This is a genomic window from Streptomyces sp. NPDC049627 (assembly GCF_044465645.1).
Taxonomy (GTDB): Bacteria; Actinomycetota; Actinomycetes; order Streptomycetales; family Streptomycetaceae; genus Streptomyces.
Genome location: NZ_JBITLW010000002.1, coordinates 851,026 through 864,453 on the forward strand (window position 1 = coordinate 851,026; position 13,428 = coordinate 864,453).

General features: G+C 71.4%; 11 protein-coding genes. 10 read left to right on the forward strand and 1 reads right to left on the reverse strand.

Annotated elements, in window-relative coordinates; translation table 11 throughout:
- Nucleotides 1-8 precede the first annotated feature (8 nt).
- Nucleotides 9-3,101, reverse strand: coding sequence for an AfsR/SARP family transcriptional regulator (locus ACIBU0_RS08820; RefSeq protein WP_398813737.1), 3,093 nt, complete (start codon nucleotides 3,099-3,101; stop codon nucleotides 9-11).
- Between the two features lie 196 nt (nucleotides 3,102-3,297).
- On the opposite strand from ACIBU0_RS08820, the gene ACIBU0_RS08825 reads away from it, so the two are divergent.
- The 10 genes from ACIBU0_RS08825 (at nucleotide 3,298) to ACIBU0_RS08870 (ending at nucleotide 13,413) form a co-directional block, all read left to right on the forward strand.
- Nucleotides 3,298-3,453 carry a hypothetical protein gene (locus tag ACIBU0_RS08825; RefSeq protein ID WP_398813740.1) on the forward strand — a complete coding sequence of 52 codons (156 nt, stop codon included), beginning with the start codon at nucleotides 3,298-3,300 and terminating at the stop codon, nucleotides 3,451-3,453.
- A gap of 227 nt (nucleotides 3,454-3,680) precedes the next feature.
- Nucleotides 3,681-4,586 (forward strand): LysR family transcriptional regulator, encoded by a 906-nt coding sequence (locus ACIBU0_RS08830; protein ID WP_398813742.1) that lies wholly within the window; start codon nucleotides 3,681-3,683, stop codon nucleotides 4,584-4,586.
- Nucleotides 4,587-4,755: 169 nt separating this feature from the next.
- On the forward strand, nucleotides 4,756-5,220 hold the full coding sequence (locus ACIBU0_RS08835; protein WP_398813745.1) for a cobalamin B12-binding domain-containing protein: 465 nt from the start codon (nucleotides 4,756-4,758) through the stop codon (nucleotides 5,218-5,220).
- Nucleotides 5,217-6,566, forward strand: coding sequence for a methylaspartate mutase (locus ACIBU0_RS08840; RefSeq protein WP_398813748.1), 1,350 nt, complete (start codon nucleotides 5,217-5,219; stop codon nucleotides 6,564-6,566). Before ACIBU0_RS08835 ends, ACIBU0_RS08840 begins: the two co-directional genes overlap by 4 nt.
- Nucleotides 6,563-7,534 (forward strand): transporter substrate-binding domain-containing protein, encoded by a 972-nt coding sequence (locus ACIBU0_RS08845; protein ID WP_398813750.1) that lies wholly within the window; start codon nucleotides 6,563-6,565, stop codon nucleotides 7,532-7,534. The genes ACIBU0_RS08840 and ACIBU0_RS08845 overlap by 4 nt, the downstream gene beginning before the upstream one ends.
- 38 nt (nucleotides 7,535-7,572) lie before the next feature.
- Entirely contained in the window at nucleotides 7,573-8,610 is a 1,038-nt protein-coding gene (locus ACIBU0_RS08850; protein ID WP_398813752.1) for a DMT family transporter, read from the forward strand.
- Nucleotides 8,607-9,659 carry an aspartate-semialdehyde dehydrogenase gene (locus tag ACIBU0_RS08855; RefSeq protein ID WP_398813754.1) on the forward strand — a complete coding sequence of 351 codons (1,053 nt, stop codon included), beginning with the start codon at nucleotides 8,607-8,609 and terminating at the stop codon, nucleotides 9,657-9,659. Before ACIBU0_RS08850 ends, ACIBU0_RS08855 begins: the two co-directional genes overlap by 4 nt.
- Nucleotides 9,656-10,756 carry an aspartate kinase gene (locus ACIBU0_RS08860; protein WP_398813757.1) on the forward strand — a complete coding sequence of 367 codons (1,101 nt, stop codon included), beginning with the start codon at nucleotides 9,656-9,658 and terminating at the stop codon, nucleotides 10,754-10,756. Before ACIBU0_RS08855 ends, ACIBU0_RS08860 begins: the two co-directional genes overlap by 4 nt.
- A gap of 6 nt (nucleotides 10,757-10,762) precedes the next feature.
- Nucleotides 10,763-11,824: a TauD/TfdA family dioxygenase gene (locus ACIBU0_RS08865; protein WP_398813760.1), complete on the forward strand. Its 1,062-nt coding sequence runs from the start codon at nucleotides 10,763-10,765 to the stop codon at nucleotides 11,822-11,824.
- Nucleotides 11,825-12,036: 212 nt separating this feature from the next.
- Nucleotides 12,037-13,413 (forward strand): Tat pathway signal sequence domain protein, encoded by a 1,377-nt coding sequence (locus ACIBU0_RS08870; protein WP_398813763.1) that lies wholly within the window; start codon nucleotides 12,037-12,039, stop codon nucleotides 13,411-13,413.
- Nucleotides 13,414-13,428 lie beyond the last annotated feature (15 nt).

The window sequence follows — 13,428 nt, forward strand, 5'->3', positions numbered from 1 at the left end:
CAGGGGCGTCAGCCGAAGCCGTGCGGGGGTGAACCCATGAAGTCGAAGAGCGCGACCGCCGCGGCCCGGTGCTCGGCGGCCGAGGCCGTGTCGCCGAGTGCCTGCGCCGCACAGGCCATGCCGTACAGGGCGCGGGCGTCCTCGGCGCGGTAGCGGATCGCGGACGCGAGCTCGTGGGCGTGGGCGTGCAGGGTCATGGCCCGGTCGTACTCGTGCCGTCGGCGGTGGAACCGGCCGACGAGGTTCTCGACCTTCGCCTGACGGGTCGGGCTGCCGCTCGTCCGTGCGAGTTCCAGTGCCTGTTCGGTGAGACCGGAGAGGTCCGGCCCCTGCTGCAGGCATTGGGCGACCTCGGCGGACAGGGCCAGGACGAGGGCGAAGTCGCCGGGCGGGCTCGACTCGTCGCACAGGCCGCGGGCCCGTTCCAGGCAGGCGCGGGCGTCGTCGTACTCGCCGAGGCCCACATGGGCGAAGGCGAGATCCGTCAGGGCCATCACCTCGTTGTTGCGGTAGTCCAGTTCGGCGTGGATCTCCAGGGCGCGCCGCGCCGCCGAGGCCGCCTCCTCGTATCTGCCCCACTGCTCGTACAGCGTGCTGAGGATGGTGAGGGTCTCCGCATGCGCCCGCGGGATGTCCAGCTCCCGCTCCAGGGCCATGGCGCGTTCCAGGCGGGGCAGGGCCTCCGCGTGCTGGCCGAGCACCGTCAGCAGCAGTCCGATGGTGGACTCGCCGTGCGCCTCGGTGTACTTGTCGCCCAGGCGTACGGCGATGTCGCGCCCTTCGCCGGCCACTTCGATCCCCTCGTCGAAGCGGCCGAGCTTCCAGCACGCGATGCCCAGGCTGGACAGGCTGGCGCCCAGCAGGGCCAGGTCCTGGACCCGGCGTGCGGCCGAGACCGCGACCTGGCTGAGGTATCTGAAGTCCTCGAAGCGGCCGTGGGCGTTGAGCTGGAAGACGATGTTGCGGGTCAGGCACACCGTGTGGCGGTCGAGGCCGTACGCGTCGGCCAGGGCGACGGCCGCCAGCAGGCAGCTGTGCTCGCGGTCGAACCACTGGGCGGCCTGTTCCGGGCTCTGCAGGGGCGGCAGTTCGCCGACGTGGGCCGCGATGCCCGTGGAACTGCGCTTGCGCCCCGGGAAGAGCACCTGGCACGCCTCTTCGGTGGCTGTCAGGTAGTAGCCGAGGAGCCGCTCGACGGCTGCCGCGTCGTCCCGTTCGGTGGCGGGTCCGCGCTGGCTCTGTGCGAAGTTGCGTACCAGGTCGTGGAATCGGTACAGGCCGATGTCGGGCTGCTGGAGCAGATGCACGTCCAGCAGGCGTTCGAGTACGGCCTCTGCGTCGCGGGTGTCCCTGTCCAGGAGGGCGGCCGTCGAGTGGACGTCGATGTCGGTGCCCGGGTGCAGACCCAGGACGCGGAACGAGGTGCGGTGCTCCTCGGCCATTGCCTGGTACGACAGCCGCAGGGTCGCCGCGACGCTGCGTTCGCCGGCGCTGAGCTCCTCCAGCCGCCGGGTCTCGTCGCACAGCCGGTCGGCCAGGTACTGCACGGTCCAGCGGGGCCGGTTGCGCAGCCGGGCGGCCACGATGCGCAGGGCGAGCGGGAGACGTCCGCACAGGGCGACGAGTTCCGCCGCCGCCTTCGGTTCGGCGGCCACGCGCGCCTCCCCGAGCATCTCCTTGAGCAGCAGCGCGCCGTCCTCCTGCGACATGGGTCCGATGGAGATCCATTCGGCTCCGTCGAGGTCCAGCAGTCTGGCCCGGCTGGTGACCAGGACGAGGCAACCGGGCGCAGGGGGGATCAAGGGGAGGACCTGGCCGGCGTCGACCGCGTTGTCGAGCAGGAGCAGGACGCGGCGGTCGGCCAGCGTGGACCGCCACAGCGCGGCGCGGCCCTCGACGTCGTCGGGTATGCGGTCCGCGGGTGTGCCGAGCGCCCGCAGCAGGCTGTCGAGTGCGGAGGCGGGTGTCACGGACCGCTCGCCCGGGGTGAAGCCGCGCAGGTCGATGTGGAGCTGTCCGTCGGGGAAGAGGTCCGACATCTGGCGGGCGGCCCGCACCGCGAGGGAGGTCTTGCCGCTGCCGCCCATGCCGTCGATCGCGACGATCGGGGTGTGCCCCCGCTCTGCTGAACCGTTTTTGCCCTTGATGCAGTCGAGGAGCGCGCCGAGCTCCTTCTGCCGGCCGGTGAAGTCGGACAGGTCGTAGGGGAGCGTGCAGGGGGCCGTGGCCGTGGGCCAGCTCTCGGACGTGGCCGCGGACGCGGATGCGGCAGGCACAGGCGTGGACTGCGCGGGAGCGGGCGGGGGCGGGGCGGGCACCGGGGGTTCGGGGGCGGCCAGTTCCGGGGCCTCGCGCAGGATGCCCTCGTAGAGCCTGGTCAGTTGAGGGCCGGGGTCGATTCCGAGCTCCTCGGCCAGTAAGGCGCGGACCCGTCGGTACTCGTCCAGCGCCTCGGCCTGTCGGCCGCTGCGGTACAGGGCCAGCATCAGATGGCCGCGCAGGGACTCGCGCAACGGGTGCTGCACGATCAAGTCGCGCAGATCGGCGACCAGTTCCCCGGCCTCGCCGAGTCCCAGACGCAGTTCCAGGAGCTGCTCGGCGGCGGCCAGGCGGCGCTCCTCCAGGGCGGTCGCGGCGGCCTCGATCACCGCGCCGCCGGTGCCCGACAGGACGGGGCCGCGCCAGAGCGCGAGTGCGCGGCGCAGCGCGGTGACGGCGTCGGTGGTGCGTCGTTCGGAGACGGCTCGGCCCGCGGTGCGCAGATGGGTGCCGAACTCGATGAGGTCCAGCTGGGTGCCGGTCACCGACGCGCGGTAACCGGGACCGTCGGTGATGAGCACGTCGTTGCCGTCCGGGACGCGCCGGCGCAGATGGGCAACGGCCTTGCGGACCTGGTGCGCGGCCGTCGTCGGGGGCGTGTCGTCCCACACCGACTCCACCAGCCGGGTCACCGGCACCATCCTGCCCGGTTCGAGCAGCAGGGTCGCCAGTACGCGTTCCTGGACCGCTCCGCCCAGACGCAGCCGCGAGGATCCGGACCAACCCTCCAGCGGTCCCAGGACGTTGAAGCGCACCTCTCCTTGCTCGGCTTCCCCCACCATGCCCCCTGATGTCCCCCTCGTCAGGCGAAAGCCCCTGGCAGGGACCCCGCCGCGCGATCATAGGGGGTTCGCCCGCCCCGCGGTACGGGAACGGAGCGGTCGCGGGCGGTAATGGGAGGGGAACGGTGCGGTAAGGGCTGCGCTCAGGATCGGTGACGTCGAGCGAGAAACTCACCGATCCAAGGGGGAGAAAGACATGCGCGAGAAGCCGGCGCGACTCATCGGATTCCTTGCGGCAGTGGCCCTGGTGCTGGGGCTGGGCGGGACCGTCGGGTCGATCGCGGCCGCCGGGCAGGGCACGGGCTCCCACGTGGTCGCGGACGACAAGGGGCCTGCCGCGCCCACCCCGTAAAACTTTGGCCAAGCGGCAGCGCTCCGTGGGAGTGCCGCGAACCGCTCCGCGGGGAGTGCCGCGATCGGTCGTCCGTCGTCTGCGGGTCCGTTGTGGCTGGATCGCGCCCCCGCGGCGGAGCCGCACACCGATGCAGCCCCGCGCCTGTGAAGGGCGCTGCACTCCTCGGCGCGACAGCGACCTGCCCGACCTCGTCACCCATCATCGAAACTCGCCTAGGAGCCACCGTGGACATCCGTCAACTGACGACCTTTCACAAGGTCGCCACCCTGCTGAGCTTCACGCGCGCCGCGACCGAGCTCAAGTACGCGCAGTCCAGCGTCACGGCACAGATCAAGAGCCTCGAGACCTCACTCGGCGTCGAGCTCTTCGAACGGTTCGGGAGCAGGATCCAGCTCACCCAGGCCGGTCAGCGGCTGCTGCCCTATGCCGAGCAGATGCTGTCGCTCGCCGGCGAGGCCCGGGGTGTGGCGGTCGGTGAGGGGGAGCCCTCGGGCCTGCTGACGATCGGCACCATGGAGAGCGTCACCTCCTACCGGATGCCCCCGGTACTGGAGTTCTTCCACCACCGCTATCCGCATGTGCAGCTGGTGCTGCGGCCCAGCCTCTGCGCGGAGACCCTCCACTCGCTGCGCCAGGGCACCTTCGACATGGGCTTCCTCATGGAGGCGGAGACCCGGCACTCGGGTGTGGAGAGCGAGGTGCTGGGCCGCGAGCCGCTCGTGGTGGTCGCCGCGCCGAACCATCCGCTGGCCGCCGAGGAGAAGGTGACCCTGGATCAGCTGCGCGAGGTGCAGGTACTGGCCCCCGAGGCGGGCTGCGCCTACCGCGAGCTGTTCGAGGCGGAACTCAACGACGGCACGGGAGAGCCGGTGCCGTTCCTGGAGTTCGGCAACATCGAGTCCATCAAGCGGGGCCTGGCGGTGGGGCTCGGGGTGAGCCTGCTGCCCACGATGACCGTGGCCGACGACATCGCCGCGGGGTCCCTGGCCACGCTGGCCTGGGAACCGCCGTTCGAGGTCTTCACCCAGCTCGCCTGGCGGCGCGGCCGGCACCTCACCCGCGAAATGCGCCTGTTCATCGACCGGACGATGGAGTGCATGGCGGCCGAGTACGCCTCGCCGGACGTCTGATCGAAGCCGTCGGATCGAAGCCGTCGGATCCAAGCCGTCCGATCCAAGCCGTCGGATCGAAGGCATTGATAACCGGCATCGCGTTTTCCATGCCGTCGTCCCTGGACGCGATTGTGCGCACCCGGACATGATTTTCGAGGCCCGTCGCTCACCGTATGGAGAAGAACTCGTGTCGAATGTCATGCGCCAGCGCAAGAAATTCATCGTGTCGAGCGTGTCCTCCGACGCCCACATGTGGAACCTGGTGTTTCTCCAGCTATTGCTCGAAGAGCACGGCGGCGAGGTGCGGAATCTCGGGGCCTGCGTGCCGGACGAGGTCATCATCGAGGAATGCCGGGCGGAGAAACCCGACGTCCTGGTCCTCAGCACGGTGAACGGGCACGGTCATCTCGACGGGCTCCGGCTCATCCGGAAGATACGCAAGGAACCCGACCTCAGGGAACTGCGCGTCGTCATCGGTGGAAAGCTCGGGGTGCGCGGTGCGGAAAACGTCAGATTCATCGAAGAGCTGGCCGCGGGCGGTTTCGACGCCGTATTCGAGTCCGAGGGCGGTCTGCAGGATTTCCAGGAATTCCTCGCGGCTTTGAGTCCGGTTTCCCGGCCCGCGCTCTCCACGGTGGAGGCGGCCGCATGAACGGGGCCGTCACCGACGCGCGCACCACGGGTTCCACGGCGATTTCCGCGCCCGGCTCCCCGGCGATTCCCGCGCCGCGCCGCGGCCGTTTCTCCGCCTTCGTCCACCGGGCGAAGGACGAGGGCCGGCTCGTCGTCCAGCCGAGGATGGGCTTCGCCGAGATCCCCGTGATGCGCGAGGGTCTACGGGCCGTCCGCGCGGCCCAGGCCACCGCCGTCGGCACCGTCACCCTGGACAGCTACACCCGGGTCAACGACCACGAATCGGCCCGCAGCGCCCTGCGCACCGGAGCCGACCTCAACGGCTTCCCGCTCGTGGCGCACGGCCCGCAGGCCACCCGGCAGATGCTCGACGGCCTCGCGGGAGCGGACTTCCCGGTCCAGGTCAGGCACGGCTCCGCGCTGCCGTACCCGCTGTTCGAGGCGATGGTGGCGGCGGGCATCGACGCCACCGAGGGCGGCCCGGTCTCGTACTGCCTGCCCTACAGCAGGGCCCCGCTGTCCCAGGCCGTCGACGCCTGGTCGCGCTGCTGCGAACTGCTCGCCGCCCAGGACGAGCAGATGCACCTGGAGAGTTTCGGCGGCTGCATGCTGGGCCAGTTGTGCCCGCCGAGCCTCCTGGTGGCGCTCAGCGTGCTGGAGGGCATGTTCTTCCAGGAGCACGGCCTCACCAGCATCTCCGTCAGCTATGCCCAGCAGACCAGCCCGGGCCAGGACCTGGAGGCGCTGGCCGCGCTGCGCCGGCTCGCGGGTGAGCGGCTCGGCGGCACCGACTGGCATGTCGTGCTCTACACGTACATGGGCGTCTACCCGCGCACTCCGGTGGGGTCCTTCCGGATCCTGGAGGACAGCGCGCGCCTCGCGGTGCGCAGCGGGGCCGAGCGGCTGATCGTCAAGACGCCGGCCGAGGCGTACCGGATCCCGACCGTCGCGGAGAACGTGGACGCGCTGGAGTTCGCCGCGGCCGTCGCCGCCGACGAGACCGCCCGCGGCGAATCCTGGGCCGCCACGTCGACGGGCGTGTACGAGGAGGCCCGGATGCTGGTGGACAGCACGCTGGAACTCGGCCCCACGGTCGGCACCGCGCTCGTGCGGGCCTTCGCCCGCGGCCATCTCGACGTGCCGTTCTGCCTGCACCAGGACAACGCCAACAAGTCCCGGGCGTACGTGGACCCCCGAGGCCTGCTGCGGTGGGCCAAGCCCGGGGCGATGCCCCTGAAGCCCGAGCCGTCCACCGCCACCGCACGGCCGCTCTCCGCGCAGAGCCTGATCGACATGCTCGCCTACAACGAGCGGCGGTTCGACCGTGAGCAGCTGACCCGAGTCCCCCAGTGGAGCCTTTCATGACCACAGCGACCGCCACCGCCACCACCCGGACCACGTCCCCGACGCTCGACGCCGTCCGCGACCGCGGTGCCCTGCGCGCCGTCGTCAGCCGGGGCATCCTCGGGCTCTCGCAGTACGACGGCGGCCGCTGGACCGGTCTGGACACCGATGTGGCGCGTGCCGTGGCCGCCGCGGCCCTGGGCGACCCCGAGGCGGTCCGGTGGCTGCCGACCGACCCGGCCGAGCGGCTGGACCCGCTCGCGGCGGGCGAGGCCGAGCTGACGGTCTGCAACCTGACCTGGACGCTCGGCCGCGAGGCGCGGTGGCCGGTGCTGTTCGCCGGGGTCACCTGCTACGACGGCGAAGGGTTCCTGGTCCGCGCGGACAGCGGGATCGAGGACCCGGCGCAGCTAGCCGGGGCCCGGCTGGCCGTGCAGGCCGGCACCACGAGCGCCGCCAACCTCGCCGCCTGGTACGGCAGGCGGGGCCTGTCCGTCGAGCCCGTGACCTTCCCGACGCCGGCCGCGGCCCTGGCCGGCTACGCGGGCGGCGAGTGCGTCGCCTACGTCCTGGACCGGACCGCCCTGGCCGGTGAGCGGGCCGCGCTTCCCGACCCGGAGGCCCACCGCGTCCTCGACACGTCGATCTCCCGCGAGCCGATGGCCGCCGCCGTCCGCGACAGCGACCCGCACTGGTACCGGCTGTGCCGCTGGGTGCTGCAGCTGCTGGTCGCCGCCGAACACCACGTCGACGAGGCGGGCCCGGGCCGTCGTGCCGAGGCCCTCGCCGAGGCCGCGCGGCTCGCGGGGCCGCACGGCAGCGCGGTGGGCCTGGACGAGGGCTGGGCGGCGCGGGTCCTGGACGCCGTCGGCACGTACGCCGACGTGTACGAGCGCAATCTGGGCGGTGCCTCCGGACTGGGCGTGCCGCGCGGACTCAACGAGCTGTGGACCCGCGGCGGCCTGCACTACGCCGTCCCCCTGCACTGACGAAGCCGTCCGCCCCCCCCCGCGAGGAAGGAACCCTCATGAGTACTGACACCCGTTCCACCGGTACCGAGTTGAAAGGAACCGTGGAACTGACGATCGCCATGGTGCTCTCCGGCACCCTCGGCATCTTCGTCATCGAGTCCGGCGCCTCTCCGTTCAACGTCGTGTTCTTCCGGTGCGTCTTCGGAGCCGTCGCCCTGGGCCTGTACTGCGCCGTGCGCGGGTTCTTCAAGAACCACGGCTTCACCGCGAAGAAGCTCGGCCTCGCGGCCCTGGGCGGCGTCTTCATCGTCTTCAACTGGGCCTTCCTCTTCGAGGCCTACGAGTCGACGTCGATCTCCGTCGCCACCGTCGTCTACCACACGCAGCCGTTCTACGTGGTGCTGCTGGGCACGCTGCTGTTCCGGGACAAGCTGACCGGCACCAAGTTCGGCTGGCTGGGGATCGCCTTCATCGGGCTGATCCTGGTCGCCGGGGTCTCCGTCTCCGACTTCCAGGACAGCGGCCAGAGCGCGTACCTGATCGGCCTGGGTCAGGCGCTGCTGGCCGCCCTCTTCTACGCCTTCGCCACCGTCATCACCAAGCGGGTGACCGGGGTCAAGCCTCATCTGGTCGCGCTGATCCAGGTGACGCTGGGCATCCCCCTGCTGCTGCCCTTCGCCTCCTTCGCCGACATGAAGGGCCTCGGAGCGGACTGGGGCTGGCTGGTCGGCCTCGGCCTGATCCACACCTGCCTGATGTACATCCTCATGTACTCCTCGTACCAGAAGCTGCCCACCCCGAAGATCGCCGTCCTGGCCTTCATCTACCCGGCGGTCGCCATGCTCTGCGACTGGGCCGTGTACGGGCACAGCATCAGCCTGCTGCAGGCGCTGGGCATTCCGCTGATCGTCGCCGCGAGCCTCGGCGTCAACCTCGGCTGGCGGCTCACCCCGCGCCGCGGCGACACCTCGTCCGCGGCTCCGTCGGCCACGTCGTCCGCCGCCCGCCCCGTGCCGGCCGCCGCCACTGCCTCCCCCGCCCCCGCCACCGCCGCCCCCGCCGCCGAGAAGATCACGATGGGAGAGTCCCGATGACCCTGGTAACGGACCCCGCGGAGCCCACCGCCCCCCGCGTCGCCATCGTCGGAGCCACCGGTGCCGTGGGCAGCACCCTGATCGAGCTCATCGAGGAACGGGGGCTGCGCTACCGCGAGTTGCACCTCGTCGCCTCCTCCCGCTCGGCGGGCCGGGTGCTCACGGTGGACGGGGCGAAGTACGAGGTCCAGGCGATCGAGACCTTCGACTTCTCCCAGGCAGACGTGGCCTTCTTCTCCGCCGGCACGTCGGTGAGCGAGAAGTGGGTGCCCGTCGCCACCGCCGCAGGCACCCTGGTGATCGACAACACCATCGCCTTCCGCATGGACCCGGACTCACCCCTCGTCGTGCCGCAGGTCAACGCGCACGAGCTCGACCGGCGCCCGAAGAGCGGCGTGATCGCCAACCCCAACTGCTCCACGATTCCCCTGGTCCGGCTGCTGCGCGGTGTCGAGGACCGCTGGGGCATCCGGCACGCGGTGGTCAGCACCTATCAGGCCGCCTCCGGCCTCGGCTACACCGGCGTGGAGGAGCTGCAGGAGTCCACCCAGGCGACCCTTGACGGGCCGGACTCCGCGTTCGAGCCGGAGCACTTCAAGCCGTCGCTCGCCTTCAACGTCATACCGAAGATCGACCGCTTCCTGGACTCCGGCTTCACGCTGGAGGAGCAGAAGATGCTCCAGGAGTCGCGCAAGATCCTCGGAATGCCGCACCTGGACGTCACGACCACCTGTGTCCGTGTGCCCGTGGTGAACTGCCACTCCGAGGCGGTCTACATCGAGTGCCACGAGCCGGTGGACCGCGCCGAACTCGTCGAGGTCCTCGGCGGTCTGCCGGAGGTCACCGTCCATGACCGCACGGACCTGAAGGAGTTCCCGACGCCGGCGACCGTGGGCAGCTCGGACCACGTCCACGTCGGCCGGGTCCGGATCACACAGAGCAATCCCCGCGCCTTCTGGCTGTGGCTGGTCGCCGACAACCTGCGCATCGGTGCCGCCCTCAACGCCTTCCAGATCGCCGAGGAACTGCTGGAACGGGGCACCCTGTGACCACTCCGGCCGTGCTGAAGTTCGGCGGCTCCAGCTTCCGTACCCTCGCGGCGTACGGATCGCTCGCCGAGGCTCTCGGGCGCCGCGTCGACGCGGAGGGCACCAAGCTGGTCGTCGTGGTCAGCGGACAGCCCGGGGAGACCGAGCAGTTCCGGGAGCGGCTCAGCCAGATCAACCCGCACCCCGAGGACGAGACCGTCGCCGGCCTGCTGACGCTGGCCGACACCATCGGGGCGCAGCTGCTCGCCACCGCCCTGCACCGGCAGGGCCGCCGCGCCACCGTGCTCGCCGGTCACCAGCTGGGGCTCGTGACCAACTCGGCGTTCATGTGGGCGAGGCTGGAGCAGTCCGATCCCGGGCCGTTGCAGGACGCCCTGCGGGAGAACGACATCGTGGTCGTCCCCGGTGGGCAGGCCGCCGACGCCCAGGGCCGCCCGACCTGGCTCGGCAAGAACAGCTCCGACCTGTCCGCGGTGGCCATCGCCGCCGCGCTCGGCGCCCCGCGCTGCGAGATCCACTCCGATGTGGACGGCATCTACAGCACCGACCCGCACCTCGTCACCGGCACCCGGCTGCTGAAGGAGGTCTCGTACAACATCGCGGCCCTGATGTCGCTGTACGGGGCGAAGGTGCTGCACCGGCGATCCGTACGGCTCGCTCAGAAGCACCGCATCGACATCGTCTGCCGGCTCAACCGCGCCCCGTTCCCGGAAGGCTCGGTGATCGGCACACGCGGTACCTCCGCCTCCGCCGTCGTGCTCAACCAGCGCTCCACCGTGCTGCGGTACGACTCCGAGGACGCGGCGGACCGGGCCTTCGCGGCCTTCCACGGCGCCAACATCGACACCATCCGCCTGACCACCGGTCCGCTGGTGGCCGTCATCGGCGGCTTCGTCGACCTGGAGGAGTTCCAGCGCCGGCAGGGCCTGACCCCGGGCGGCTTCGCGGGAATCCCGGTCACGGCGCTGCGCGGCAGCAAGGTCGCGACGCATCTCGCCGCGAGCGAGGACGAGGCGCTGCATCTGGCGCAGCGCCTGCACGACCAACTCCAGGACCCCGACGCCCTGTTCCCCGAACCCGAGTTGCTGGGAGTGTGACACCGGATGACCACCCTTGCCGACCATCCCCTCGACGCCGACCGCGCCGGCGCCGTGTCAGGGACCGCCACGCCCGTGCGGACCTTCTCCCGGGTCGAACTGCCCGACGAGGTGCGCGACGCCCTGGGCGCCGGGCTGGCCGAAGTGGGCGACCCGAACGCCGACATCGACCGGTCGATGACCCGCTACCTGCAGATCTTCGCCGGGCTGCCGACGCCGATCCTGCAGCAGATCCTCGACTTCGGCCGCCACATCGACACCCCCGGTGTCACGCTGGTCGACAACCTGCCGGTCGACGAGGGACTGCCCGACACCCCCGCCGACGGCGGACCGAGCCGCGAGAAGCGGAGCTTCGTCGCCGAGGGAGTGCTCCTGGGCCTGAGCGGGCTGCTCGGCGAACCCCTGGGCGTACGGACGGAGAAGTCGGGGCAGCTCGTCCACGACGTCATCCCGGTCCCGGGCGGCGCCATGACGCAGACCAATCAGGGTTCGGAAGTCTTCCTCAACTTCCACAGCGACATCATGCACGACGTGATCGGGCGCTACGACGTCGCCAATCCCGACTTCCTGGTGCTCAGTTGCCTGCGCGCCGACCACGAGGGCATCGCCGGCACCCACTACGCCGACGCCCGCGACATCTCGGCGGCGCTCGCCCCCGAGGTGCTGGAGACGCTGCGCTCACCGCTGTTCCGGCTCAACGCGCCCGGCAGCTACGTCCGTGACGTCGCCGGGGGTGCGGAGGTGCTCTCCGACCCGGTGCCGCTGATCAGCGGTAACGACGAGTACCCGGAGATCGCCATCTCCGCCAACGGCGTCCAGCCGCTCACGACCGGCGCCCGGGTCGCCCTCGACCGGCTCCAGGAGGTGTGCCGCGCCGTCGCCCACGGTGTCCGGCTCCGGCCGGGCCAGGCACTGCTGATCAACAACCGCAAGGGAGTCCACGCACGCACCTCCTTCACCGCCCGCTACGACGGCCGCGACCGCTGGCTCCAGCGCACGTACGTCCGGCGCAGCCTGTGGAACATCCGCTACCGGGTGACGCCGGAGAACCGCCGCGTGCACTACTGAGCACGATCCGGGCCGCATCTCCTGCCCCACGCGGCACGCAACCACTGGTGACCGGCGCTTCGGTGCCGGTCACAGTGGCGTCCCGGCGTGCACACCCCCCCTGCCCGCTGTCACGCCAATCCGCGCCGCCGTCAAGGGCGTTGACCCGCCCCGGGTGCACCAGCAGAATGAGCGCGCATCGTTGAGAGCGCTCTCAGGACCGAGGGAGACCCATGACCGGCATGGCCGACAGGCAGGGCGCGGCGCTCAGCCGTCGCACACTCATCGGGGCCGGCATCGGCGCCGCCGTGCTCACCGCGACCGGTGCGGGCGCCGCCCACGCCGGCGTCGACTCCGCCCGGCGCCGAGCCCACACCTTCCTCGCCGCCGCCATGGACGCCTACCCCGACCACGGCACCATCCGCCTCGCCCAGAGCTACGCCGACCAGGCCGGTCTCTTCAGCACCGCCTTCACGTACGACAACGCCCTCGCGATCCTCGCCCTCCTCGCCGCACGCACGTCCGACGGGCGCACCCGGGCCGTGGCGCTGGGCGACGCGCTGCTGTACGCCCAGCAGCACGACCCCGTCCACACCGACGGCCGGCTTCGGCAGGCGTACAACGTCGGGCCGTACACCTTCTACGACGGCTCGCGGCAGCCGGACGGGTTCGTGCGGGCGGACGGGACCGCCAATGTCGGGACGCAGTTCGGCTTCACGGGGACGGCCGTGGGGGACATGGCCTGGGCCGGGATCGCGCTCACGGCGCTCGCCCGGCGGACCGGGGAGCGCAGGTTCCTCGACGGTGCCGTGCGGATCGGGGAGTGGGTCGAGCGCAACGGCCGTACCGGCGAACCCCTCGGCGGGTACAAGTTCGGGGTGAACGGGGCCGACGAGAAGCTGCCGTTCACCTCCACCGAGCACAACACCGACCTCGTCTGCCTCTTCGGACGGCTCGCCCGGCTCACCGGGGACGGGGTGTGGCGGGAGCGGCGGGCTCGTGCCCGGGCCTTCCTGGAGAAGATGTGGGAGCCGGACGGCGGCTTCTTCTACACCGGGACCAATGACGGGGTGACGGTCAACACCTCGCCGGTTCCCGAGGACACCCAGACCTGGACGTACCTCGCCCTCGACTCCCGCGTCCACGCCCGGTCGCTGGACTGGGCCGCGCGCGAGCTGGCCGTCCTCGACCACGCCGGGCGGCGCAACAGCACGGTGCCCGCGGGGCAGTCGTACGAAGGGGTCACCTTCAGCTCCGCCGGGCTCCTGGCGAACGAGGACGCCCCGATCGCCGACTCACAGCCCAGGCCCGACCGGAACGGGGTGTGGTTCGAGGGCACCGCTCATCTCGCGCTCGCGCTGCGGGAGCGGCACGCGCGGGGCGACGAGGCGCGGGCCCGGCGGCTGATCGACTCCGTCGAGCGGGCTCAGGACCTGCTCGGCGCCGGTCAGACGGCCGGCGGGCGGGCGCTTCCCGAGCGGTCCGGCGTGGTCGCGGCGAGCAGCCCGCTCGACACCGGGTTCGGGTTCGGGTACTACCCGTACCGGCATGTGGGGGCGACCGCCTGGTATCTGATGGCGGCCGTGCGCTCCAACCCGTTGCGGGTCTGACCACCGGTCCCCCGG